A 21,201-nucleotide genomic window follows, 5' to 3' on the forward strand; every position below is an offset into this window, starting at 1 on the left:
CGATGCGTTCGGGTGGACGTGGTCACTGCGGCTGATACATGACACGGAGGCAGAGGGCGGAAAGTTCATTTGCCGCCAACCGGGGTAGCACGGAAGGAAGATCCTTAAACGCGCATTCGGCGCTGACCAGCGCTTCGAACGCCGGATCGGCCAGCAGATCCAGGGCGACGGCGAGGCGCTGGGCGTAGCTGCGATCGGGCCGCGCGACCGTCCCGACCTGGCTGCTGCGGATCACCAGGCGTCGCGAGTGGAAGTTCTCGCCGAGCGGGACGCTGACCGGGCGGTCGCCGTACCAGGACATCTCGACGACCTCCCCTTCCGGCGCGAGCAGCTCCAGGGCTTTGGCGAGCCCGGCCTCGGACGCGCTCGCGTGCACGACGAGGTCGCAGTCACCGAGCGCCTTCTCGGGGCTCGAGAACTCCACCCCGAGCGCGGCGGCGATGTCCGCTTTGGCCGGATCGACGTCGACGAGCTGCACGCGCGTGGCCGGGAAGCCGGTGAGGAGCTTCGCCACGCTGCAGCCGACCATCCCGGCGCCGATGACGGCGATCCGGTCACCGAGCCGCGGACGCGCGTCCCACACGGCGTTCACGGCGGTCTCGACCGTGCCGGCGAGGATCGCGCGGCCGGGCGGAACGGAATCCGGCACCGGCGTCACCGCGCTCGCCGGGACGACGTAGGCGGTCTGGTGCGGGTAGAGGCAGAAGACGGTCTTCCCGCGGAGGTGCGCCGGGCCCTGTTCGACGACGCCGACGTTGAGGTACCCGTACTTGACCGGGCCGGGGAATTCGCCCTCCTGGAAGGGGGCGCGCATGACGTCGTGCTGGCTGGCCGGCACCCCGCCGCGGAAGACGAGGGTTTCGGTGCCGCGGCTCACCCCGGAGTACAGCGTGCGGACGAGCACGTCGTCCGGTCCGGGCGCGGGCAGCCGCTCCTCGCGCAGCTCTCCCGAGCCGGGACTTTGAACCCAGAAAGCCTGTTCCACGTGTTTCTCCTCAGCGGGCGACCGGAGGCTGGTGTCGCCACCCTATGAGCAATTCGCGGAGTCGACGATGATCAAACAGGACCTTCTCCTGCGTGCGGTGGTTCCGGCGCCGGTGCTCGCCGCGGGGGTCTTCGCGGGCGGTTTCTCGCCGCTCGCCTGGGCGACCGGAGTCGTCTACGGCGTTGCGCTGGTGCTGCTCACCGAGTGGGGGCTGCGCCGCAGCGGCCGCGGCGCCTTCGGACCGGCGGACTGGATCACCTTCGCCCGCGCGGTCCTCGTCGGCTGCGCCGCGGCGCTGATCGCCGAGGGTGATTTTTCCCTCGGCTGGCTGGTCGGCCTGGTCGGCGTGGCGCTGCTTTTGGACGGTCTCGACGGCCAGGTGGCCCGCCGCACCGGGACGGCGTCTGAGTTCGGCGCGCGCTTCGACATGGAGGTCGACGCGTTCCTGATCCTGCTGCTGTGCATCCAGGTGTCCCGCACGCTGGGGCTGTGGGTGCTCGCGATCGGCCTGATGCGGTACGTCTTCGTCGCCGCCTCGTGGACCATGCCCTGGCTGACCGCGCCGCTGTACCCGAGCATGGCTCGCAAGACGGTGGCGGCCGTGCAGGGCGTGGTCCTCGTGGTCGCGGTCTCGGCTCTGCTGCCTTTTGCCCTGACGTTCGCGGCGGTCGCGCTGGCTTTGGCGTCGCTGACGTGGTCGTTCGGCCGGGACGTCGTCTGGCTGGCCCGCCACCGCGTCGAGCCGGCCCGGATCATCACGCTCACCCGCGTCACCCTGCGCCGCCCGCTCGGCTACGGCCACAACCAGGCTGCCTGACCCCCCGCTCGCCGCGCAGTGAATGACTCATTCCTTGCGTCCGACGCCAGGAATGAGTCATTCACTGCGTCAGGAGCCGGAGTCGCGGGCCGCGCGGGCCCGGCGCTTGCCCTCGTGCATCGCGACCACGCGGGCGATCGGGATCGTGTGTCCCTCCTCGACGAGGTCCGCGGGCAGCACGAAGGGCTCCGGCATCTCGTCGGTCCACGGGTCGCCGCCGTCCAGCAGGTCCGGGACCGTGTGCACGGTGAAGTCGGCCGGCTTGACGCCGTCGACGTCGGCCCAGCGGACCGGGAAGGACACCGGAACACCCGGGCGGTGGCGCGGGCTGTAGACCGAGATGACCGTGGCGCCGCCGGCCCGCGTCGAGTCCAGGAACACCTTGCCTTCGCGGCGTTCGACCACGAACTCCGTCGTGCCCAGCGCCGGGTCGATCCGCTCGGCCCGGGCCGCGACCGCGCGGGTCGCCGCCGCGATGTCCTCCATCGCCTGACCCGGCGCGAGCGGCACGAAAACGTGGACGCCCTTGGAACCGCTGGTCTTCACCGCGCCGTCGAGGCCGTCGTTGCGCAACGCCTCCCGCACCAGCTTCGCGGCCCCGACGGCCAGCGAAAATGGGGCGTCCGCGGGCGGGTCGAGGTCGAGGATCAGGTGCGTCGGCCCGCTCGCGGGCTCACCGCGGAACAGCGACGTGTGGTACTCGATCGCGCGCTGGTTGCCGAACCAGATCAGCGTGCGCAGGTCGTTGCAGAGGCCGTAGGTGACTTCCCGCCGCGAGCGATCGGCCCACAGCGCCCGGCGCGCCACCCACTCCGGCGTGTACTTCGGCAGGTTCTTCTGCATGAACGCGTCCTGGCCGCGCAGCACCCGCACCACGCTCAGCAGCCGGTCGTGCAGCTCGGGCAGCATCCGGTCCGACACCGCTTCGAGGTAGCCGATCAGCTCGCGCTTGGTGACCCCCGCGTCGGGGAAGACCTCCTGGTCGAGACTGCTCAGCTTGACGCCGTGCCTGATTTCGTCGCCGCTCATCCGCCCACCCTCGCGGTCCCCCGCGAGGCGGTCAACTCTCAAACGGGCGGACGTCCGGTCCGCAGCCGCCACCGCAGATCCCACAGGCAGGCGTTGAACGGGAACCGCCGCAGCGGCCCGGGCAGCACGCGGACGGCCCGGCCGAGCGCGGCGAGGAACGCGGCGAACCGGCGCTGGTCGGCGGCGGTCCACGGCAGCCGCATCTCGTCGCGGAAGCGCTGCGGGAGGAACCCGGTGGTCACGAACCGGTGGAACCGGCGGCCGGGCACCGCGAAGACCGGCGGCAGGAACTCGAGGTCGACGATCCGGGTCAGGTAGCGGCGGACGCTGTCGTCGATGCGCACCTCGGCCAGCCCGCCCGCCCAGTACGCCTCGAAGGCCGCGCGGTCGCCGGGCCACATCTCCGGACGCACCTGCAGCGTGGTGCCGAGGACAGCGGCCTCGGCGTAGAACCGCTCCGGCTCGCCGCCGGAGAAGGCGAGGCAGACGTCCTCGAAGCCCTTGTACAGGCAGGCCGCGACCCACAGCTGCAGGCCGGTGTCGAAGGCGTCGTAGGCGACCGGGCTCGACGCGGTCGAGTGCACCTGCGTATGGGCCCGGTTGACGGCCTTCCGGTAGGCCGCGCGCTCGGCGTCGGAGCCCATCGTCGCGACGGCCAGGTAGGTCAGCGTGGTCCGGGTCCGTTTCACCGGGTGGCGGAAGAGGTTGCCGCTGTCGACCCGGCTCTCCAGGACGCCGTGCCCGACCGGCGCGCGGGAGAGCTGCATGATCACGTTCGCGCTGCCGGCCAGCAGCCCGGCGCCGATGACGGCGTCGCGAAGGGCGGTCTCGGGCATCGGCGCACCTCCTGGACCTTCCAGGGAACGCCGCTGTTGACGATCCGTCAAGATCGGTGCGCCGCCCGGGCGAACGCGATCAGCGCCCGGGCCGCCGGGCTCAGCGGCCCCTCCGTCCGCCACGCCAGCGCCAGCATCCCCCGCAACCCGGGGCCGCGGAGCCCGACGACGTGCAGCTCCGCCTGGTGGTACCGGGCCAGGGATTCCGGCACGATCGCCACCCCGAGCCCGCGCGTGGCCAGCTGCACCAGGAAGTTCGGGTCGGCCGCCTCGAAGGCGATCCGCGGGGTCAGCCCCGCCCCCGCGAAGGCCGCGTCCAGCGCCGTGCGCAGGCCCGTGCCCTTCGGCAGGGCCATCAGCGGCAGGCCGTCGAGGTCGGGGATGCCGACCTCGTACCGCCCGGCCAGCGGACCGGAGGGAGCGGTGACGGCCAGGAACGGCTCCTCGAGCAGCACCTGCGTCGCGATACCGGCCGGCGGGGCCGTCGAGATGCCGACGACGGCGAGGTCGAGCCGTCCTTCACGCAGCGCCGTGAGCATGGTGTCGGAGTCGGCTTCCGAGAGCGTGATCGCGACGGCCGGGTACCGCTCGTGGAACCCGGCCAGCAGGTCGGGCAGCCCGACCGGCCCCACCGACGTCACCATGCCGATCGCCACCTGCCCGCGGACCAGCCCGGCGAGCTCCTCGACGGCTTCGCGCACCCCCTTAACCGCGGCGAGCGCGGCTCGGGCGTGCGGCAGGGCCGCGGCGCCGACGTCGGTGAGCCGGACCGTCCGGCCGGAGCGGTCCAGCAGCTCCTGCCCGAGCTCCCGCTCCAGGCGCTTGACCTGCGCACTCACCCCGGGCTGGGCGACGTGCAGCCGCTCGGCCGCGCGCGTGAAGCTGCCTTCCTCCGCGACGGCGACGAAGTACGCGAGCTGGTGCAGTTCCATAAGCATTGATTCTAGTCAGTAGACAAACCAGATCTTGGACTTCTGATCGGGTTCGTCCGAAGCTGGAGACAGCCAACGAAAGGACCCGAGATGAACCTCCTCCGCCCCGGTCAGGCCGGGTACGCCGACGAAATCACCGGCTTCCAGACGGCGGTGGCCACCGCGCCCGCGGCCGTCGTCGCCGCCGAGAGCGCCGAGGACGTGGTCGCCGCGGTGCGGTACGCGGCCGGGCACGGGCTGTCCGTCGCGGTCCAGGCCACCGGGCACGGCCTGACCGCCGGCACCGACGGCGTCCTGATCAGCACCCGGCGGATGACCGGCGTCGAGATCGACCCCGGCACCCGCACCGCCCGCGTCGAAGCGGGTGCCCGGTGGGAAGCGGTGATCGAAGCCGCCGGCGAGCACGGCCTGGCGCCGCTCAGCGGCTCGTCCCCCGACGTCGGTGTCGTCGGCTACACGCTCAGCGGCGGCTTCGGGCTGATGGCCCGCCGCTACGGCCGCGCCGCCGACCACGTCCGCGCCCTCGACGTCGTGACCGCCGACGGCGAGCTCCGGCGGGTCGAGCCGGGGTCGGACCTGTTCTGGGCGCTGCGCGGCGGCCGCGACGGCTTCGGTGTCGTGACGGCGATCGAGTTCGCCCTCCTGCCGGTCCGCGAGCTCTACGGCGGCAGCCTCACCTTCGACAGCGCCGACGTGCCCGCGGTGCTGCGCGTGTGGCGGACGTGGTCGGCGGCCGCGCCGGACACGCTGACGACGTCAGTGGCCATGATCCAGTACCCCGACCTGCCGATGGTGCCCGCGCCCGTGCGCGGCCGGCACGTCGCCCAGGTCCGGATCGCCTACCTCGGCGAGAACGGCGACGACGTCGTCGCGCCGCTGCGGGCCGCCGCCCCCGCGCTGGCCGACACGCTGCGGACGATACCGTTCACCGAATCCGGCTCGATCGCGGCCGAGCCGCGGCAGCCGCACGGCTACCACGGCACCAACGCGACCGTCTCCCAGCTGAACGACGCCATGCTCGACGCCGTCCTCGAGCACGCCGGCCCGGGCGCGGCCGCGCCGCCGGTGCTGATCATCGACCGGCTGGGCGGCGCGCTCGCCCGAAACCCGGAGACGCCGGGCGTGGGCTGGGACTCCTCGGCGGAGTACGTCGTCCGGGCGCTGTCGGTCGTGGACGGCGACGGCGTCGCGGACGTCCGGCGTGCGCACGCGAAACTGTTCGACGCGCTGGCGCCGTGGACGACCGGACGGCTGCTGCCGTTCGTCTACGGGGAGCACGCGCCGGAAGAGGTCGCGGAAAGCGTCTTCCCGGCCGCCGATCTGCGACGGCTCCGGGAGCTGAAGCGCCGGTACGACGCCGGGAACGTCTTCCGGGCCGGGTGAGGAGGGGACCCGGCCGGGAAACGGCCGCGCCCTATACTCGGCCGGCCTGATCACGCCGTTAGGGGAACCGTTTTGCGCACGATGAGCCACGAGGACTACCTCGGCATGCGGCGGTTCCCCGGGCTCGACGGCCTGCGCGCGCTCGCCGCGACGATGGTCATCTTCTTCCACTTCGGCGGGCCGAACTGGACGTGGCTGTCGGGCTGGGTCGGCGTCTACCTCTTCTTCGTGCTGTCCGGGTTCCTGATCACGACGCTGCTGCTGCGCGAGCAGGACCGGACCGGCCGGATTTCGCTGTCGAACTTCTACATCCGGCGCGTGTTCCGGATCCTGCCGCCGTACCTGGTGATCCTCGGCGGGATCGTCGCCTTCGTCATCCTGCGCGGCGAGTTCCATTCACGCGACTTCCCGCAGGCGCTGAAGTACTACCTGACGTTCTTGAACGAGTTCCTGCCGGCGGCCACACACGGCGCGGACAACTTCTTCAGCGGCTCGTGGACGCTCGGGATCGAGGAGAAGTTCTACCTGGTCTGGCCGTTCCTGCTGGTGGCGATCGGGATCGGCGCGGCGAAGCGCAAGTTCCTGCTGGTCGGCGTGGCGATGGTCGCGCTGCTGGCGCTGGTCCCGCTCACCACCGGCGGCTGGGTCCTGGAGTACTCGCAGACGGCGATCTACCGCTCGACGATCCACTACTTCATCCTGGCGGGCGGCTGCCTGCTGGCGATCCTGCTGCACTACCGCCGCGGGTACGCGCTGCTGAAGCCGTTGACGCACCTGCTGGCGGCGATCCCGATCGTCGCGGCGTTCGCGCTGCTGCACACGAACTTCGACGACCTGTGGCACGAGACCCGCAACAACCTCTGGCTGCTGGTCGCGTACGCGGCGCTGACGATGCTGCTGCTGATCGTGCTGGTGAGCCCGGGCCCGCTGCGCTCGCTGCTCGGCACGGCCCCGATGCGGTTCGTCGGCGAGCGGTCGTACTCGCTGTACCTGCTGCAGGGGCCGGTGCACTTCGTCGTCGTGCAGGCGGTGCCCGGGCTCGCCCCGCACCGGACGGTCTCGGCGCTGACGGTGTTCCTGGTCGGCCTGGCGATCGCGGACCTGATCCACCGATGGGTCGAGAAGCCGCTGATCGACGTCGGCAAGCGGGTCATCGCCCGCAAGGAGGCCCGGCGCGAGTCCCGGCAGGAAGTTGCCCCGCCCGCCAAGACGCGCGCCGAGCCCAAGCCCGCGCCGATCGGGTCTTAGCGCTCCAGGACCACGATCGGGATGACCCGGTCGGTCTTCTTCTCGTAGTCGGCGAAGCCCTCGGCGTGCGCGACCATGCCCGCGTAGAGGCGGTCACGCTCGGCGCGGTCGGCGATCACCGTGGCCGTGGCCTCGAACTTCTCGGTGCCGACCTCGACGGTGACCTTCGGGTTGGCGACGAGGTTGTGGTACCAGGCGGGGTTCTTCGGCGCGCCGCCCATGGACGCGGCGATGACGTAACGGTCGCCGTCGCGGGTGTAGACCAGCGGTGAGAGGCGCTCTTCGCCGCTCTTCGCGCCGATGGTGGTGAGCAAGAGCACGTTCTTGTCCGCGAACATGCCGCCGACCTTGCCGTCGTTGGCGCGGAACTCCGCCACGACCTGCTGGTTGAAGTCGTTCATCTCGGCTGGCGTGGTCATGGGATCCCCTGTTTCTGGCCGGTACGCTCGACCGGGCGCGAGGTAGGCTCGGACGAGCTGAAGCGTTTGCTTTGCAAGCAAAGCTACCGACGGGAAGTGCGTGGTGTCAACGGAGGCCGGACCGAGTGTCGAGGACGGCGTGCGGCAGCTGCTGCTGCTCATGCCCCGCCTGGTCGGCCGCGCGAAGCGCACCCCGGTGCCGGCGGAGCTGGACGGCTGCGCGCTGGCGCCCCGGCACCTCTCGCTGCTGTCGTACCTGCTCTTCGACGGGCCGATGACGGTCACCGAACTCGCCACCCGCCTCCAGGTGGCGCCGACGACGGCGAGCCTGATGGTCGGCGACCTCAGCCGTCAGGGCGTGCTGAACCGCGACGAGGACCCGGCCGACCGCCGCCGCACGATCGTCAGCATCGCCGAGGACAAGCGCCCGGCGGTCGACGCCTGGCTCGCCCGCGGTGCGAAGGCCTGGAGCGACGCCCTGACGCCGTTGACCCCCGCCGAGCGGCAGCTGGTGATCACCACGCTCGAAGCCTACGAACGCGGCACCTGCGACGGACCGGCCTGCTAGGCGTCGCCGCGCTTTTCCCGGGCCAGTTTGCGCTGGGCTTCCGCGCGTTCCCGGCACTTCCGGAGGAATTCCTCGTCGTCCTCCGGGCTCGTCGCCGCGAACCGGCCCGGCCGGTCGTACTCGGGGAACGCCGGCGCGTGGCGCTCGTACGGCCCGCGCGCCCGCGTCACCTGCTGCGGACGGCCCGCGACCAGCCAGATGATCGAGCCGACCAGCGGCACCACGAGCACGAGCAGCAGCCAGAGGCCCTTCGGCAGGTTGCGGCAGGACGATTCGTCCGTCGTGATCACGTCGACCAGGCAGAAGATCCACAACCCGAGCGTGACGATGCCGAGCAGGCCGTCGAAGTACAGCAATTTCCCGCCTTCCCCCACCGGATGAACGCGGTAAGTCTTAGCAGAAGGCCGAAACAGCTCAGCCGCGGGTCACCCGCAGCACCGCGGGCATCCGAAGATTCGGCGAGGAAACCCAAGCCGGTTCCCCTTCTGTCAGGCGGAAACCGCGCAACGCCTCGAGAACGCCGGCCGCGAGGGCGAGCGCGGGCCGCGACCCCGGGCACGCGCGCGGGCCGGCCCCGAACGGCGTCCCGGCGAGGGACACCGTCACGTCCTCGCCGCCGACCCGGCGGCGCGTCGCGAGCACCGGCTGCTCGGCGGGCTTTCCGGTCAGCGACGCCCGAAGCCCGTTGCCGATGAGACCCGCCGTGGCGTCGCAGGCCTGCACGAGCAGGCCGATCCGGGCCGCCGCGAGTTCGGTCGGGCCGCCGCAGACCGCGACCAGCCGCGTCAACGCCGCTTCCTCGGCCGCACCGGGCGATACGTGCGGGTGGTACGCCGCCGCGACTCCGGCGACGTCGGCCGAGACGTCCGGCAGGCCGAGCGCCTCGGCGAGCACCCCGACCGGCACCGGCCGCGCGACCACGGCCATCACGTCGACGACGTCGAGTTCGGCCACGATCCGGCGGGTCCGCTCGAAAGCGTTGCGCCGCAACGAATCCGCGTCGAGCGGCGCCAGGAGATCCACGGCGAGCGCCCGCCGCCGGACGTGGTCGGGGCCGTTGCTGAAGCGGGCCACGGACGCGCGCAGCCAGGCGATGCTGCCCGGCGGAACGTCGAGGGGCACGGGCGGAACCGGAGCGGAAAGCGAAGTCATACGGCGAAGTTAGCCGCGGAAAACGTCGGCGACGGCCGAAGCGTCAGAGCACCGAAGACGCCGGGAACCAGGCCGCCTGCGGGCCACCACACTGCGCCGGGCGCGGGACGTCGTGCTGGAACCACCACGCCTCGATGATCCGGCCGTCCGGCAGCCGGTACGTCGGCGGGCCGGCGACCCGGGCGAGCCCGGCCGCCTGCAGCGACCGCGCGCTGGCGATGTTGCCGACCTCCACGCCCGCGCGCACCCGCGCCAGGCCCAGGTGCTCGTGGGCCAGCGTCAGCCCGGCCGCGAAGAGCACCCGCCCGCACCCGCGCCCGCGGTAGTCCGGGGCCAGGTAGCCGCCGGTCTCCGGGCCGCCGTCCTCGCCGGTGTGCACGCTCACCAGCCCGGCGCAGCGACCGGCCTCGACGTCGATCATCACCAGGTCGACGGACTGCGGATCGGGTGACGCCCAGTCCGGCCCGGTGCCGGGCACGACCCGCAGCGCGTCCGCCCGCATCGGCTCGGCGACGATCGAGTCGGGCTGCCAGCCGAGCCACCGTTGCGCGGCCGGATCACTGCCGCCTGCCGCCGCGGCGGCGTACTCCCACGCGGTCGGCGTGCGGAAGAGGTAGCGCCCGGCGCGCAGCACGTGGCCCTGCCGGTCGCAGGTCCGCTTGGTCATCAGGCGCCCGCGGCGGGTGAGCCGGTCGAAGATCCCCTTGGTGGCTGGCAGCATCGCGGCGAAATCGTAGCGGAGCGATCCGGGCGGGAGTTGCTATCGTGGCGCGATGACGGCCGTACCCGAGGCAACCGAACTGGACGGCTCCGGCCGGTCCGCCCAGCCTCGCCAGCTCATCGTGACGGTGTACGGCCTGTACTCGCGCACGGAGGGCGGCTGGCTTTCGGTCGCCTCGCTGATCGACCTGCTGGCCGTCGTCGGCGTCGACGAGCCCGCGGTGCGCTCGTCGATCTCCCGGCTGAAGCGGCGCGGGATCCTCGAAGCGGTGCGCCGCGACGCGACGGCGGGCTACGAGCTGTCCGACGCCGCCCGGGACATCCTGCGCGAGGGCGACGAGCGGATCTTCCGGCGCGGGCGCGCGACCCCGGCCGACGGCTGGCTGCTCGCGGTGTTCTCGGTGCCCGAGACCGAACGGCACAAGCGCCACCTCCTGCGCACCCAGCTCGCGCGGATGGGCTTCGGCACCGCGGCTTCCGGCGTCTGGATCGCCCCGGCCCACCTACACGCGGCGACCGAGGAAGCGCTCACCCGGCTCGGCCTGGCCGGGTACGCCGACCTGTTCCGCGCCGACCACCTGGCCTTCGGCGATATCGCGGCGAAGGTCCGTGACTGGTGGGACCTCGACCGGCTGGACGAGCTGTACACGACGTTCCTCGACGAGCACGGCCCGGCGCTGCGCCGCAAGTCCGTGACCGGCGAGCAGGCCTTCGCCGACTACGTCCGGGTGCTGACCGGCTGGCGGCGGATGCCCTACCTCGACCCGGGCCTGCCCGCGGAGTTCCTGCCGGCGGGCTGGTCCGGGATCCGCGCGGCCGAGCTGTTCTTCGAGCTGCACGCGAAGCTGGAGACGCCGGCCCGCGCGTACGTCGCCAAGGCGATCAACCTCGGCTGAGCAGTCTGCCGCAGCAGGTCGTGAGTGGTAAGACGGGTTCTAACCCGCCTTACCACTCACGACCGCGAAGCCCTGGAGCTCGACCAGGGCCTCCTCGTCCCACAGCCGGGACACGCCGATGCCGGCCATCGCCGGGTACTCCGTGCCCGCGAGCCGCTTCCAGACCGCGCCGATCTCGCGCGCGTGGGCCCGGTAGTCCGCCATGTCGACGATGTAGATCGTCACGCTGCAGAGGTTCTCCGGCGAGCCGCCGGCCGCGCGCAGCGACGCCAGCAGGTTGCCGAGGGCGCGCTCGAACTGCTCGACGACACCGTCGCCGACGATCTTGTTCGACGCGTCCAGCGCGGTCTGCCCGGCGAGGAAGACGACCCGCCCCTCGGCCACCACCGCGTGCGAAAACCCGGACGGCTTGCCCAGCTCCGGCGGGTTGATGCGTTCCATGCCGGACACGGTACGCCATCTTTCGCGTTATTGACGGTCGTAGTCACCACGACATACCCTGGACGGCGTGCGAATCGCGGTCATCGGTGGCGGCCCGGCGGGTCTGTACTTCGCCGCGCTCGCGAAACAGCTCGGTCCCGGCCACGAAATCACCGTCTGGGAGCGCAACGCGCCCGACGACACCTTCGGCTTCGGCGTGGTGTTCTCCGACGAGACGCTCGGCGGCATCGAGCACGCCGACGCGGCCGTCCACGAGGCGATGAAGGCCGAATTCGCCCGCTGGGACGACATCGACGTCCACTACCGCGGCACGGTGACCACCTCGGGTGGCCACGGTTTCGCCGCGATGAGCCGCAAGCGCCTGCTCGGCATCCTGCAGAGCCGCTGCGGCGAACTCGGCGTCGGCCTGCACTTCCGCGAGGAAGCACCGGCCGATCTCGAGGGGTACGACCTGGTCGTCGCGGCCGACGGCGTCAACTCGGCGATGCGCGCGCGGTACGCCGAGACGTTCCGGCCGAGCGTCGAAACCCGCCGGTGCCGGTACATCTGGCTGGGCACGGATCTGGTGTTCGACGCCTTCAAGTTCTACGTCCTCGACACGCCGGCCGGGATCATGCAGATCCACGGCTACCCGTACGGCCGCGACGGCAGCACGTTCATCCTCGAAGTCCAGGAGGACGTCTGGCAGCGGACGTTCGGGCCGATCGCGGCGACCTCGCTGAAGCCCGGCGAGAGCGACGAGAAGTCGATCGCGCTGATCCGCGAGCTGTGCGCCGACGTCCTCGACGGCCACCAGGTCATGGCGAACAACTCGAAGTGGGTCTCGTTCGGCACGGTCCGCTGCGAGACGTGGGTGCACGAGAACGTCGTCCTCCTCGGCGACGCCGCGCACACCGCGCACTTCTCGATCGGCTCCGGCACGAAGCTGGCGATGGAGGACGCGCTCGCCTTGGCGGCGTGCCTGCACGAGAACGACGGCGTGCCGGAGGCGTTGAAGGCCTACGAGCTGGAACGGCGGCCGGTCGTCACGTCGACGCAGCGGGCCGCGCAGGCCAGCCTGGAGTGGTTCGAGAACATCGCGCAGTACGCCCACCAGGAGCCGCCGCAGTTCGCGTTCAACATCCTGACGCGCAGCCGCCGCGTCACCTACGACAACCTCCGCCTGCGCGACCCCGAGTTCGCGGCCGAGCTCGACCACTGGTACGCCCGGTCGCTCGGGACGACGTCACGGCCGCCGATGTTCCAGCCGTTCTCCCTCGGGGGCCTCGAACTGCCCAACCGGATCGTCGTGTCCCCGATGGACATGTACTCCGCGGAGGACGGCGTGCCCGGCGACTTCCACCTGGTGCACCTGGGCAGCAAGGCTTTGGGTGGCGCCGGGCTGGTCATGACCGAGATGGTCTGCGTCTCCCCCGAAGGCCGGATCACGCCGGGTTGCGGTGGGCTGTACACACCGGAACAAGAAGCGGCCTGGAAGCGGATCGTCGACTTCGTGCACGCGCAGACACCGGCCCGGATCGGCGTCCAGTTGGGACACTCCGGACGCAAGGGCTCGACGAAGCTCATGTGGGACGGCATCGACGAGCCGCTGCCGTCCGGCAACTGGGAGGTCTGCGCGCCCTCGGCACTGCCCTATTCGGACCGGAACCAAGTGCCGCGTGAACTGTCCACATCGGAACTTTCGGAGATCAGGGACCAGTTCGTCGCGTGCGCCCATGCGGCGGCCCGCGCCGGGTTCGACGTCCTCGAACTGCACTGCGCGCACGGCTACCTGCTCTCGTCGTTCCTCTCACCGCTGACCAACCGCCGCACGGACGACTACGGCGGCTCACTCGAAAACCGGCTGCGGTTCCCCCTCGAAGTCTTCGACGCCGTTCGCGCCGCCTGGCCTCCGGAGCGGCCGATGACGGTCCGGATCTCGGCGACCGACTGGTGCGAGGGCGGCATCGACGCCGACGACGCCGTCGAGATCGCGCGGGCGTTCGCCGCCCACGGCGCCGCGGGCATCGACGTCTCGACCGGCCAGGTCGTGAGCGAGGAGCGTCCGCAGTACGGCCGCAGCTACCAGACGCCGTACGCCGACCGGATCCGCAACGAGATCGGCGAGGAGTACGGCATCGCGGTGATCGCGGTCGGCGCGATCTCGTCCTACGACGACGTCAATTCGCTGATCCTGGCCGGCCGCGCGGACCTCTGCGCGCTGGGCCGCACCCACCTTTACGATCCACAGTGGACGCTGCACGCGGCGGCCGAACAAGGCTATCCGATGCCGTGGCCGAAGCCGTTCGCCGCGGGCAGCCGCAAGCCGCAGACGGGCCGCTCCGACGGGCCGGAGCCGCGGCTCGACCTCGTCCGGTCCGGCCCGGCCGGCACCGCCCATGCCCGCTGGCGACCGGGAGCCTCCTCATGACTTTCACGCTGAACCCCGAGCAGCAGGCGTTCGCCGCGGAGGTCCGGCGGCTGGCGGCCGAGCAGCTGCGCCCGCTCGCCGAGTCCGGTGTGGAGGGTGCGGTCAACCGCCCGCTGCTCAAGGCGATGGGTGCGCTCGGCCTGCTCGCGCGGCTGTTCCCCGGCGTCGCTTCCGGCACGCCGTCGAGGCAGGCGGCCGCGACGGACCTGTGCATCCTGCGGGAGAATCTCGCCACGGTGAGCACCGAAGCCGAGACGGCGCTGGCGTTGCAGGGCTTGGGAAGTTACCCGATCCTGCAGTCCGGGCAGGACGAACAGGTGGCACGCTGGCTGCCCGCGGTGGCGGCGGGCGACGCGGTGGCGGCGTTCGCGCTGACCGAGCCGGACGCGGGCTCGGACGCGGCGGCGCTGTCACTGGCCGCGGAGCCCGACGGCGACGGCTGGCGCCTCACCGGCGAAAAAATGTGGATCTCGAACGCCCCGGAAGCCGACTTCTACACGGTGTTCGCCCGGACGACGCCGGACGCGGGCTCGCGCGGGGTGAGCGCGTTCGTCGTCCCCGCCGACCGCCCGGGCCTGGGCGGCGAGCACCTCGACCTGGTGAGCCCGCACCCGATCGGCACGGTGACGTTCGACGGCGTCGCCGTCCGGCGGGAGGAACTGCTCGGCGAGGAGAACCGCGGCTTCGCCGTGGCGATGCGGACCCTCGACCTGTTCCGCCCGAGCGTCGGCGCGTTCGCCGTCGGCATGGCGCAGGCCGCGCTCGACGCCACTGTGGACCACACCGGGTCTCGCGAAGCCTTCGGCGGCCCGCTGATCAAGCAGCAGGCGGTGGCGCACACCCTCGCGGAGATGGCCACCCGCACGGAAGCGGCGCGGCTGCTGGTCTACGCGGCGGCGGGCGCGTACGACGCGGGCGAGCCGAACCTCGGCGGCCGGGCGGCGATGGCGAAGCTGTTCGCCACCGAAGCGGCGCAGTTCGTCGTCGACTCGGCGGTCCAGCTCCACGGTGCCCGCGCGCTGCGGCGCGGGCACCTGCTGGAGCACCTGTACCGCGAGGTCCGGGCGCCCCGCATCTACGAGGGCGCGTCGGAGATCCAGCGGACGATCATCGCGCGCTGGCTGGCTTCTTCGGCGTCCGGTCGAGCCACCACTGGCTGAGCAGCAGCAAGGTCACGACACTGAGCGATCCCGACAGGGTGGCCGCGTTGAGGATGAGCGTCTCCTTGTCCTCGATCCGCGGCATGAGCAGCAGGAACGAGACCGGCGACAGCGCCCGGGTCATCAGGGTGTTCATGCACATGGCGAAGCTGCGGATCATCCATTTCCGGTGATCGGCGAACCGCCGCTGCCGAACCGCCCGCCACCCGGCGACGGTGAAGCCGAGCCACAGCAGCGCGGCCACGACGTCGAGCACGGCGAGCACCGGCCCGAAGGGGCTCACGGCACCGATCGCCGCAGCCAGCAAGGCAGAGGGGATCGCACCGGCGAAGACGTAGACCCGCCCGATCCGGCGGTGGGCCACCGGGTGCGTCCTGCGCAGCCAGGGCCAGATCTGCAGGATGACGCCGACGATGGCGATCGTCCCGAACGCGATGTGCGCGACGAGCAGCCAGTAGTGCGCGGCGAACCCGGCGGGCGCGGGAACCCGTGACTGCGCCGGGTCGAGAGTGAGATAGGGCGGCACGGAGTAGGCGAGGAAGACGGCGACGACCAGGGCGAGCGGCACCACCCAAGGCCGTCGCCACCACCTCGGCGTCGCTGCGGCAGGTGCGGGTCTGACTTCCGTGCGAACGGTCATGGCTTCCCCCCGAGGTCGGCTTTTCATCCGACGCTAGGGAAAGCCCCCGGCAGGAGCCATGGGGTGAGCCACCGCCACCGTGGTGGGGCTCACCCCACCGCCGTTCAGCTGCCCCGCACCCGCCGGACGGTGTCGCGGTAGAAGTACCCGCTCTGCTTGATCGTCCGCGCTTGCGTCTCGTAGTCCACCCGGATCAGGCCGAACCTCTTCGCGTACCCGTACGCCCACTCGAAGTTGTCCAAAAGGGACCAGGCGAAGTACCCGCGTACGTCCACTCCGGCCTGACGCGCGGCCGCCACCGCCGCGATGTGCGAAGCCAAGTACGCCGTGCGGCCGTCGTCGCGGACGAAGCCCGACGAGTCCGGGTCGTCGTCGAACGCCGAGCCGTTCTCCGTGATGTACATCGGGAGGCCCGGGTAGTCGCGGCCCAGCCGGGTCAGCAGCTCCGTGAACTTGCCCGGCAGGATCTCCCAGCCCATCGCCGTCGTCGGCTCGCCGAACGGGACCACCCGGGACGCCGGGACGCCGTCCGAGTCCACAGCAGACCCGGATTCGTCCACTCCGGAGAACTGCTGGCCGAAGTAGTAGTTGACGCCGAGGAAGTCCAGCGGGGTGGAGATGACCGACAGGTCGCCGTCCTGGACCGGCAGCCGCACCCCGCGGGCGGCCAGGTCCTCGACCACGTCCGTCGGGTAGCGGCCGTGGACCAGCGGGTCCAGGTAGATCCGGACGCCGAGGCCGTCCGCCTGGCGGGCCGCGCGGACGTCCTCCGGGGAGTCCGTGGCCGGGTCGGCCGTGCACATGTTGAGCGTGATGCCGAACTGCGTGTCCGCCGGAGCCGCCTCGCGCATGCGCTGCACCGCCAGCCCGTGGCCGAGCAGCAGGTGGTGCACCGCGTGCATCCCCGCCGCGTAGTCACGGCGGCCCGGCGCCATCACGCCGTGGACGTACCCGTGCATGGCCGAGCACCACGGCTCGTTCAACGTCGTCCAGTGACGGACGCGGTCGGAAAGCCGGTCGAACACCAGCATCGCGTAGTCGGCGAACCGGTACGCCGTGTCGCGCGCCGGCCAGCCGCCCGCGTCCTCCAGCTCCTGCGGGAGGTCCCAGTGGTACAGCGTCAGCCACGGCGTGATCCCGCGGCTCAGCGTCTCGTCGACGAGCCGGTCGTAGAACCCGATGCCCGCCTCGTTGACGCCGCCGCGGCCGCGCGGCTGGACCCGGGGCCACGCCACCGAAAACCGGTAGGTGTCCGCCCCGAGCTCCGACACGAGCCCGATGTCGGACGGCATCCGGTGGTAGTGGTCGCATGCCACGTCACCGTTGTCGTTGTTGTCGATCGCCCAAGGCTCCCGGCAGAACGTGTCCCAAATGGACGGTGTCCGGCCGTCCTCGGAGACCGCGCCTTCGATCTGGTACGCGGCGGTCGCCACGCCCCAGCGGAAGTCCGGCGGCAGGGTGTCGATCAGCGCCTGCTGCTCGGCGGTCGCGGCGGTGGTCTCGGTCAAGGCGGCTCTCCTCCAGGGGTAGCGGGTACCGGCGTTCAGGAAGTGGCGACGGGATGCAGCCAGCACGCCACTTCGCGCGCCGGGTCACCGGGCGTTCCCAGCAGCGGCACCCGGTCGGGACACGGCTCGAAGGCCTGGGGGCACCGCGGGTGGAAGGCGCAGCCGGACGGCATCCCGCGCGTGTCCGGCGGCGAGCCGGGGATCCCGGCCAGCTCGCGCCGCGGTCCCCGCAGCGCGGGGAACGAGTTCAGCAGGCCGTGGCTGTACGGGTGCAGCGCGTCCCGGTAGAGGTCGGCCGCCGGTGCCTGCTCGACGATCCGGCCGCCGTACATGATCGCGATCCGGTCCGAGAACTCCACCAGCAGCGACAGGTCGTGCGTGATGAACAGGACCGAGAAGCCCAGCCGTTCGCGCAGTTCCACCAGCTGACCGAGGATCTGCCGCTGCATCACGACGTCGAGCGCGGTGGTCGGCTCGTCCATGATGACGATTCGCGGTTCCAGCGCGAGCGCCATCGCGATCATCACCCGCTGCCGCATTCCGCCCGACAGCTGGTGCGGGTAGGCCTCCAGCCGGTCGGCCGAGATGCCGACGAGCTTGAGCAGGTCCTTCGCACGGCCGATGCGGCCCGCTTTCGTGGTCCGCGGTTCGTGCGCCTTGATGACGTCGACGAGCTGCGTGACCACCTTGTGCACCGGGTTCAGCGAGTTCATCGCGCCCTGGAACACAATGGACGTCTCCGCCCACCGGAAGTCCCGCAGCTGCTTGTCGGTCAGGCGAAGGACGTCGTAGGGCTCGCCGTCGGCGGGGTGGTAGATCACCTCGCCGCCGCGGATCACGCCCGGCGGGGCGAGCAGCCGCGTCAGCCCGTAGGCCAAAGTGGACTTCCCGCTGCCGCTTTCCCCGGCCAGGCCGAGCACTTCGCCGCGGTGCAGCGTCAGGTGCACGTCCCGGACCGCGCGCACGGCCTCCTCGCCGACGCCGTAGTCGACGTCCAGGCCCTTGATCTCCAGCACCGGGTCCATCATGGCCGTTCCTCCCGCCCGAGCACGGGCGTGAAGCCCACCCGCATGCGATGCACCTTCCCGTCCGCACCGCGCACCCGCGCCTTGCCGCTGCCGCGCAGCCGCGGGCTGACGAACTCGTCGATGCCGAAGTTGAGCAGGGACAACGCCGTGCCGAGGATGGCGATCGCCAGCCCGGCCGGCACGAACCACCACCACGCGCCCTGCGCGAGGGCCTGCTGGCTCTGCGCCCAGAAGAGGATCGTGCCCCAGTTCCAGTCGGACAGCCCGGAGACGCCGACGAACGCGAGCGTGATCTCCGACATCACCGCGAAGATCACCGTGCCGACGAAGCTGGACGCGATCACCGCCGTCAGGTTCGGCATTATCTCGAAGAAGATGATCCGCCACGTCGATTCGCCGGTGGCCCGGGCCGCCTCGACGTACTCACGGCCTCTCAGCGACAACGTCTGCGCCCGGAGGACCCGCGCGCCCCACGCCCACGACGTGAACCCGATGATCACCGCGACCAGGATGTCGCCGCCGGTGGGCACCGCGCTGCCGATGATGATGATCAGCGGCAGCGCGGGGATCACCAGGAACACATTGGACAGTGCGGAGAGGCCTTCGCCCGGGGTGCCGCCGAGGTACCCGGACGTGACGCCGACGATCACCGCGAGGATCGTCGCCACGATCCCGGCGGCCAGCCCGACCAGCATGACGCTGCGCGTGCCGACCACGACCTGGCTGAAGATGTCCTGGCCGAGGTGGGTGGTGCCGAACCAGTGCCGTCCCGACGGCGGTTCCAGCAGGTCGCTGCTGCGTGCCGACGGGTCGTACGGCGCGATCCAGTCACCGATCACCGCGACGATCAGGAAGAAGCCTATGACGGCAACACCGGTCACGGTCTTGCCGCCGGTGAGGAACCGGAAGCGGCGCCGGCGCGCGACCGCTTCGAGCGGGAGGGCCTGGGCGGCCTTGACGTCCGCCGCGGGTACGGCCATGTCAGCCCTCCTTCCGGGTGCGCGGGTCGAGCGCCAGGTAGGCGACGTCGGCGAACAGGTTCGCCACCAGCACCGACAGCGTGATGATCAGGAAGATGCCCTGCATGAGCGGGTAGTCCTGCGAGCCGACGGCCTGGAACAGCTGGTAGCCGACACCCGGGTAGGAGAAGACGATCTCCACCAGCAGGGTGCCGCCGACGATGAACCCGAGGGCCAGCGCGAACCCGGACACGCTCGGCAGCAGCGCGTTGCGCGCGGCGTACCCGACCATCACCCGGCGTTCCGGCAGGCCCTTGGCGTGCGCGACGGTGACGTAGTCCTCCGACGCGACGGTGACCATCATGTTGCGCATGCCCAGGATCCAGCTGCCCATCGAGCTGATCAGGATGGTCAGCGCGGGCAGCAGGCTGTGCTGGACCGCGCTGCCGATGAACGCCGGGTCCCAGCCCGGGACGGTGCCCGGGTCGTAGCCGCCGGACGACGGGAAGAAGCTGCCCGGGCCGGCCAGCAGCGCCAGCGCGATCAGGCCGAGCCAGAAGTACGGGATCGACGAGAGGAACGTCGTCACCGGCAGCAGGCCGTCGACCCACGAGCCGCGCTTCCAGCCGGCGACCACGCCGAGCCCGGTGCCGACCGCGAAGCCGACGACCGTGGTGATGCCGACCAGGATGATCGTCCACGGCAGACTGTCGGTGAGCAGGTCGGACACCGGCGTCGGGAAGAACGTGAACGAGATCCCGAGGTCACCGCGGAAGAGCTGGCCCCAGTAGTCGAAGTACTGGGAGAGCACGCTTTCGTTCTTGTCCAGTCCGAACAGGACGTACAGCGACTGCATCGCTTCGGCGCTGATCATGCCCTGGTTCTTGGCGATCAGCGACTGCACCGGGTCGCCCGGGATCAGCCGCGGGATGAAGAAGTTGATGGTGACGGCGGCCCACGCGGTGAAGACGTAGAAGCCCAGCCGTTGCAGCAGGTACCTCATCGGGCGGCCCCGTCGTACAGCCAGCAGGCGGCCCAGTGGCCGGGCGCGTCGCCGACGTCGAAGCGCGGCGGCAGCTCGGTCTCGCACCGGGCCATCGCCACCGGGCAGCGCGGGTGGAACCGGCAGCCGGACGGCGGGTCGATCAGGCTCGGCGGTTCGCCGGACCCGCGCTCCGCCGACGTCTCCGAAGGGTCGCCACCGCCCGCGATCCGGTCCGGGTCGGGGGCGGATTCGATGAGCAGCCGGGTGTACGGGTGCGCCGGCCGCTGGGTGACGGTTTCGCTGTCGCCGCCTTCGACCATGCGGCCCGCGTACATCACCATCGTCTCGTCGGCGAAGTAGCGCGCGGACGCGATGTCGTGCGTGATGTACAGGATCGCCAGGTGCAGGCGTTCCTTGAGGTCGCGCAAGAGGTTGAGCACGCCGAGCCGGATGGAGACGTCCAACATGGACACCGGCTCGTCGGCCAGCAGCGCCTCCGGGTCGGCGCCGAGCGCCCGCGCGATCGCGACGCGCTGGCGCTGGCCGCCGGACAGCTCGTGCGGGAACTTGTCGACGTACCGCTCGGGCGGAGTCAGCTGGACGCGCGAGAGCAGCTCGTGCAGTGCCTTCTCGAGGTCTTCACCGGCCCGGCCGTGGATCTTCAGCGCCCGCGTGAGGTGGTAGCGCACGGTGTGCACCGGGTTCAGCGACGCGAACGGGTCCTGGAAGATCATCTGCACGCGGCGGGCGTAGGCGCGGAACGCCTTGCCGTGCTTGACGTTCACCGTCTCGCCGTGCAGCCGGATGTCGCCGCCGGTGCGCGGGTAGAGGCCCGCGAGCAGGCGGGCGACCGTCGACTTGCCGGAGCCGGACTCGCCGACCAGTGCGGTGACGCGGCCGCGGCGGAGCGTCAGGGTCACGTCGTCGACGGCCTGGATGCTGCGCCGGGGGCCGGTGAGGGCGGCCCGGCCCTTGCGGCGCACCGGGAAGTGCTTGGTGAGGCCCGTGGCTTCGAGGACCACGGGGAGGTCCCCCTCCGACCCGACGGCGACGGGGTCGGAGGGGGACTGCTCGGTCGTCACGGC

The 21,201-nt window shown here is 71.4% G+C and carries 22 protein-coding genes; 7 read left to right on the top strand and 15 right to left on the bottom strand.

The window, feature by feature from the left end:
* Positions 1-22: 22 nt before the first annotated feature.
* Positions 23-985, bottom strand: coding sequence for a zinc-dependent alcohol dehydrogenase (locus tag ACFPLC_RS09005; protein ID WP_378199716.1), 963 nt, complete (start codon positions 983-985; stop codon positions 23-25).
* A 67-nt stretch (positions 986-1,052) separates the two neighbouring features.
* Here ACFPLC_RS09005 and ACFPLC_RS09010 point away from each other — a divergent pair, with 67 nt between their 5' ends.
* The gene (locus ACFPLC_RS09010; RefSeq protein WP_378199713.1) at positions 1,053-1,802 is read left to right on the top strand and encodes a CDP-alcohol phosphatidyltransferase family protein; all 750 of its coding nucleotides are present in this window, start codon (positions 1,053-1,055) and stop codon (positions 1,800-1,802) included.
* A 69-nt stretch (positions 1,803-1,871) separates the two neighbouring features.
* On the opposite strand, the gene ACFPLC_RS09015 is transcribed toward ACFPLC_RS09010, so the two are convergent.
* From ACFPLC_RS09015 to ACFPLC_RS09025, 3 genes are read right to left on the bottom strand one after another with little or no spacing between them, the layout of a single operon-like run.
* Positions 1,872-2,831: a DNA polymerase domain-containing protein gene (locus ACFPLC_RS09015; protein ID WP_378199710.1), complete on the bottom strand. Its 960-nt coding sequence runs from the start codon at positions 2,829-2,831 to the stop codon at positions 1,872-1,874.
* 38 nt (positions 2,832-2,869) lie between these two features.
* Positions 2,870-3,667: an oxygenase MpaB family protein gene (locus ACFPLC_RS09020; protein WP_378199707.1), complete on the bottom strand. Its 798-nt coding sequence runs from the start codon at positions 3,665-3,667 to the stop codon at positions 2,870-2,872.
* A gap of 47 nt (positions 3,668-3,714) precedes the next feature.
* Positions 3,715-4,599 (bottom strand): LysR family transcriptional regulator, encoded by an 885-nt coding sequence (locus tag ACFPLC_RS09025; RefSeq protein WP_378199704.1) that lies wholly within the window; start codon positions 4,597-4,599, stop codon positions 3,715-3,717.
* 90 nt (positions 4,600-4,689) lie between these two features.
* Between ACFPLC_RS09025 and ACFPLC_RS09030 the strand changes: the two genes are divergently transcribed.
* Positions 4,690-5,982 (top strand): FAD-binding oxidoreductase, encoded by a 1,293-nt coding sequence (locus ACFPLC_RS09030; protein ID WP_378199702.1) that lies wholly within the window; start codon positions 4,690-4,692, stop codon positions 5,980-5,982.
* Positions 5,983-6,063: 81 nt separating this feature from the next.
* Positions 6,064-7,230: an acyltransferase family protein gene (locus tag ACFPLC_RS09035; RefSeq protein WP_378199699.1), complete on the top strand. Its 1,167-nt coding sequence runs from the start codon at positions 6,064-6,066 to the stop codon at positions 7,228-7,230.
* Here the strand turns inward: ACFPLC_RS09035 and ACFPLC_RS09040 are convergent.
* On the bottom strand, positions 7,227-7,649 hold the full coding sequence (locus ACFPLC_RS09040; protein WP_191306927.1) for a nitroreductase family deazaflavin-dependent oxidoreductase: 423 nt from the start codon (positions 7,647-7,649) through the stop codon (positions 7,227-7,229). The genes ACFPLC_RS09035 and ACFPLC_RS09040 overlap by 4 nt on opposite strands.
* Before the next feature lie 103 nt (positions 7,650-7,752).
* Here ACFPLC_RS09040 and ACFPLC_RS09045 point away from each other — a divergent pair, with 103 nt between their 5' ends.
* Entirely contained in the window at positions 7,753-8,217 is a 465-nt protein-coding gene (locus ACFPLC_RS09045) for a MarR family winged helix-turn-helix transcriptional regulator (protein WP_191306926.1), read from the top strand.
* On the opposite strand, the gene ACFPLC_RS09050 is transcribed toward ACFPLC_RS09045, so the two are convergent.
* The 3 genes from ACFPLC_RS09050 to ACFPLC_RS09060 all read right to left on the bottom strand — a co-directional run bounded on the left by ACFPLC_RS09050 (position 8,214) and on the right by ACFPLC_RS09060 (position 10,090).
* The gene (locus ACFPLC_RS09050) at positions 8,214-8,573 is read right to left on the bottom strand and encodes a PLDc N-terminal domain-containing protein (protein WP_043789246.1); all 360 of its coding nucleotides are present in this window, start codon (positions 8,571-8,573) and stop codon (positions 8,214-8,216) included. The two genes, ACFPLC_RS09045 and ACFPLC_RS09050, sit on opposite strands and share 4 nt — an antisense overlap.
* Before the next feature lie 58 nt (positions 8,574-8,631).
* A complete protein-coding gene (locus ACFPLC_RS09055) occupies positions 8,632-9,291 on the bottom strand; it encodes a hypothetical protein (protein ID WP_378199886.1) in 660 nt (219 codons plus the stop codon).
* Positions 9,292-9,412: 121 nt separating this feature from the next.
* Complete coding sequence (locus tag ACFPLC_RS09060) at positions 9,413-10,090, bottom strand: GNAT family N-acetyltransferase (RefSeq protein WP_378199694.1); 678 nt, start codon at positions 10,088-10,090, stop codon at positions 9,413-9,415.
* A gap of 52 nt (positions 10,091-10,142) precedes the next feature.
* Between ACFPLC_RS09060 and ACFPLC_RS09065 the strand changes: the two genes are divergently transcribed.
* Entirely contained in the window at positions 10,143-10,985 is an 843-nt protein-coding gene (locus ACFPLC_RS09065; RefSeq protein WP_378199692.1) for a PaaX family transcriptional regulator, read from the top strand.
* 39 nt (positions 10,986-11,024) lie between these two features.
* Here the strand turns inward: ACFPLC_RS09065 and ACFPLC_RS09070 are convergent, their stop codons facing one another.
* Positions 11,025-11,426, bottom strand: coding sequence for a RidA family protein (locus ACFPLC_RS09070; RefSeq protein ID WP_378199689.1), 402 nt, complete (start codon positions 11,424-11,426; stop codon positions 11,025-11,027).
* A 67-nt stretch (positions 11,427-11,493) separates the two neighbouring features.
* Here ACFPLC_RS09070 and ACFPLC_RS09075 point away from each other — a divergent pair, with 67 nt between their 5' ends.
* Positions 11,494-13,836: a bifunctional salicylyl-CoA 5-hydroxylase/oxidoreductase gene (locus tag ACFPLC_RS09075; RefSeq protein WP_378199686.1), complete on the top strand. Its 2,343-nt coding sequence runs from the start codon at positions 11,494-11,496 to the stop codon at positions 13,834-13,836.
* Complete coding sequence (locus ACFPLC_RS09080; protein WP_378199683.1) at positions 13,833-14,996, top strand: acyl-CoA dehydrogenase family protein; 1,164 nt, start codon at positions 13,833-13,835, stop codon at positions 14,994-14,996. The genes ACFPLC_RS09075 and ACFPLC_RS09080 overlap by 4 nt, the downstream gene beginning before the upstream one ends.
* Here ACFPLC_RS09080 and ACFPLC_RS09085 read toward each other — a convergent pair.
* From ACFPLC_RS09085 to ACFPLC_RS09110, 6 genes are all read right to left on the bottom strand, one after another.
* Positions 14,944-15,567: a DUF2306 domain-containing protein gene (locus ACFPLC_RS09085; protein ID WP_378199680.1), complete on the bottom strand. Its 624-nt coding sequence runs from the start codon at positions 15,565-15,567 to the stop codon at positions 14,944-14,946. The two genes, ACFPLC_RS09080 and ACFPLC_RS09085, sit on opposite strands and share 53 nt — an antisense overlap.
* A gap of 173 nt (positions 15,568-15,740) precedes the next feature.
* Entirely contained in the window at positions 15,741-17,144 is a 1,404-nt protein-coding gene (locus tag ACFPLC_RS09090) for a GH1 family beta-glucosidase (protein WP_378199677.1), read from the bottom strand.
* 35 nt (positions 17,145-17,179) lie between these two features.
* Complete coding sequence (locus ACFPLC_RS09095) at positions 17,180-18,172, bottom strand: ABC transporter ATP-binding protein (RefSeq protein WP_378199674.1); 993 nt, start codon at positions 18,170-18,172, stop codon at positions 17,180-17,182.
* Entirely contained in the window at positions 18,169-19,152 is a 984-nt protein-coding gene (locus tag ACFPLC_RS09100; RefSeq protein ID WP_378199671.1) for an ABC transporter permease, read from the bottom strand. Before ACFPLC_RS09100 ends, ACFPLC_RS09095 begins: the two co-directional genes overlap by 4 nt.
* Before the next feature lies 1 nt (position 19,153).
* Positions 19,154-20,134, bottom strand: a complete 981-nt coding sequence (locus ACFPLC_RS09105) for an ABC transporter permease (protein ID WP_378199668.1) — start codon at positions 20,132-20,134, stop codon at positions 19,154-19,156.
* Positions 20,131-21,198 carry an ABC transporter ATP-binding protein gene (locus ACFPLC_RS09110; protein ID WP_378199665.1) on the bottom strand — a complete coding sequence of 356 codons (1,068 nt, stop codon included), beginning with the start codon at positions 21,196-21,198 and terminating at the stop codon, positions 20,131-20,133. Before ACFPLC_RS09110 ends, ACFPLC_RS09105 begins: the two co-directional genes overlap by 4 nt.
* Between the last annotated feature and the right edge of the window lie 3 nt (positions 21,199-21,201).

The organism is Amycolatopsis plumensis (assembly GCF_042652605.1).
In the GTDB taxonomy this organism is placed as follows: Bacteria; Actinomycetota; Actinomycetes; order Mycobacteriales; family Pseudonocardiaceae; genus Amycolatopsis; species Amycolatopsis plumensis.

What these genes read in the sequence shown, in the direction of transcription:
- ACFPLC_RS09010 (WP_378199713.1), top strand. Translation starts at nt 1,053, where the DNA reads ATGATCAAACAGGACCTTCTCCTGCGTGCGGTGGTTCCGGCGCCGGTG.
- ACFPLC_RS09015 (WP_378199710.1), bottom strand. Translation starts at nt 2,831, where the DNA reads ATGAGCGGCGACGAAATCAGGCACGGCGTCAAGCTGAGCAGTCTCGAC.
- ACFPLC_RS09020 (WP_378199707.1), bottom strand. Translation starts at nt 3,667, where the DNA reads ATGCCCGAGACCGCCCTTCGCGACGCCGTCATCGGCGCCGGGCTGCTG.
- ACFPLC_RS09025 (WP_378199704.1), bottom strand. Translation starts at nt 4,599, where the DNA reads ATGGAACTGCACCAGCTCGCGTACTTCGTCGCCGTCGCGGAGGAAGGC.
- ACFPLC_RS09030 (WP_378199702.1), top strand. Translation starts at nt 4,690, where the DNA reads ATGAACCTCCTCCGCCCCGGTCAGGCCGGGTACGCCGACGAAATCACC.
- ACFPLC_RS09035 (WP_378199699.1), top strand. Translation starts at nt 6,064, where the DNA reads ATGAGCCACGAGGACTACCTCGGCATGCGGCGGTTCCCCGGGCTCGAC.
- ACFPLC_RS09040 (WP_191306927.1), bottom strand. Translation starts at nt 7,649, where the DNA reads ATGACCACGCCAGCCGAGATGAACGACTTCAACCAGCAGGTCGTGGCG.
- ACFPLC_RS09060 (WP_378199694.1), bottom strand. Translation starts at nt 10,090, where the DNA reads ATGCTGCCAGCCACCAAGGGGATCTTCGACCGGCTCACCCGCCGCGGG.
- ACFPLC_RS09065 (WP_378199692.1), top strand. Translation starts at nt 10,143, where the DNA reads ATGACGGCCGTACCCGAGGCAACCGAACTGGACGGCTCCGGCCGGTCC.
- ACFPLC_RS09070 (WP_378199689.1), bottom strand. Translation starts at nt 11,426, where the DNA reads ATGGAACGCATCAACCCGCCGGAGCTGGGCAAGCCGTCCGGGTTTTCG.
- ACFPLC_RS09080 (WP_378199683.1), top strand. Translation starts at nt 13,833, where the DNA reads ATGACTTTCACGCTGAACCCCGAGCAGCAGGCGTTCGCCGCGGAGGTC.
- ACFPLC_RS09095 (WP_378199674.1), bottom strand. Translation starts at nt 18,172, where the DNA reads ATGATGGACCCGGTGCTGGAGATCAAGGGCCTGGACGTCGACTACGGC.
- ACFPLC_RS09100 (WP_378199671.1), bottom strand. Translation starts at nt 19,152, where the DNA reads ATGGCCGTACCCGCGGCGGACGTCAAGGCCGCCCAGGCCCTCCCGCTC.
- ACFPLC_RS09105 (WP_378199668.1), bottom strand. Translation starts at nt 20,134, where the DNA reads ATGAGGTACCTGCTGCAACGGCTGGGCTTCTACGTCTTCACCGCGTGG.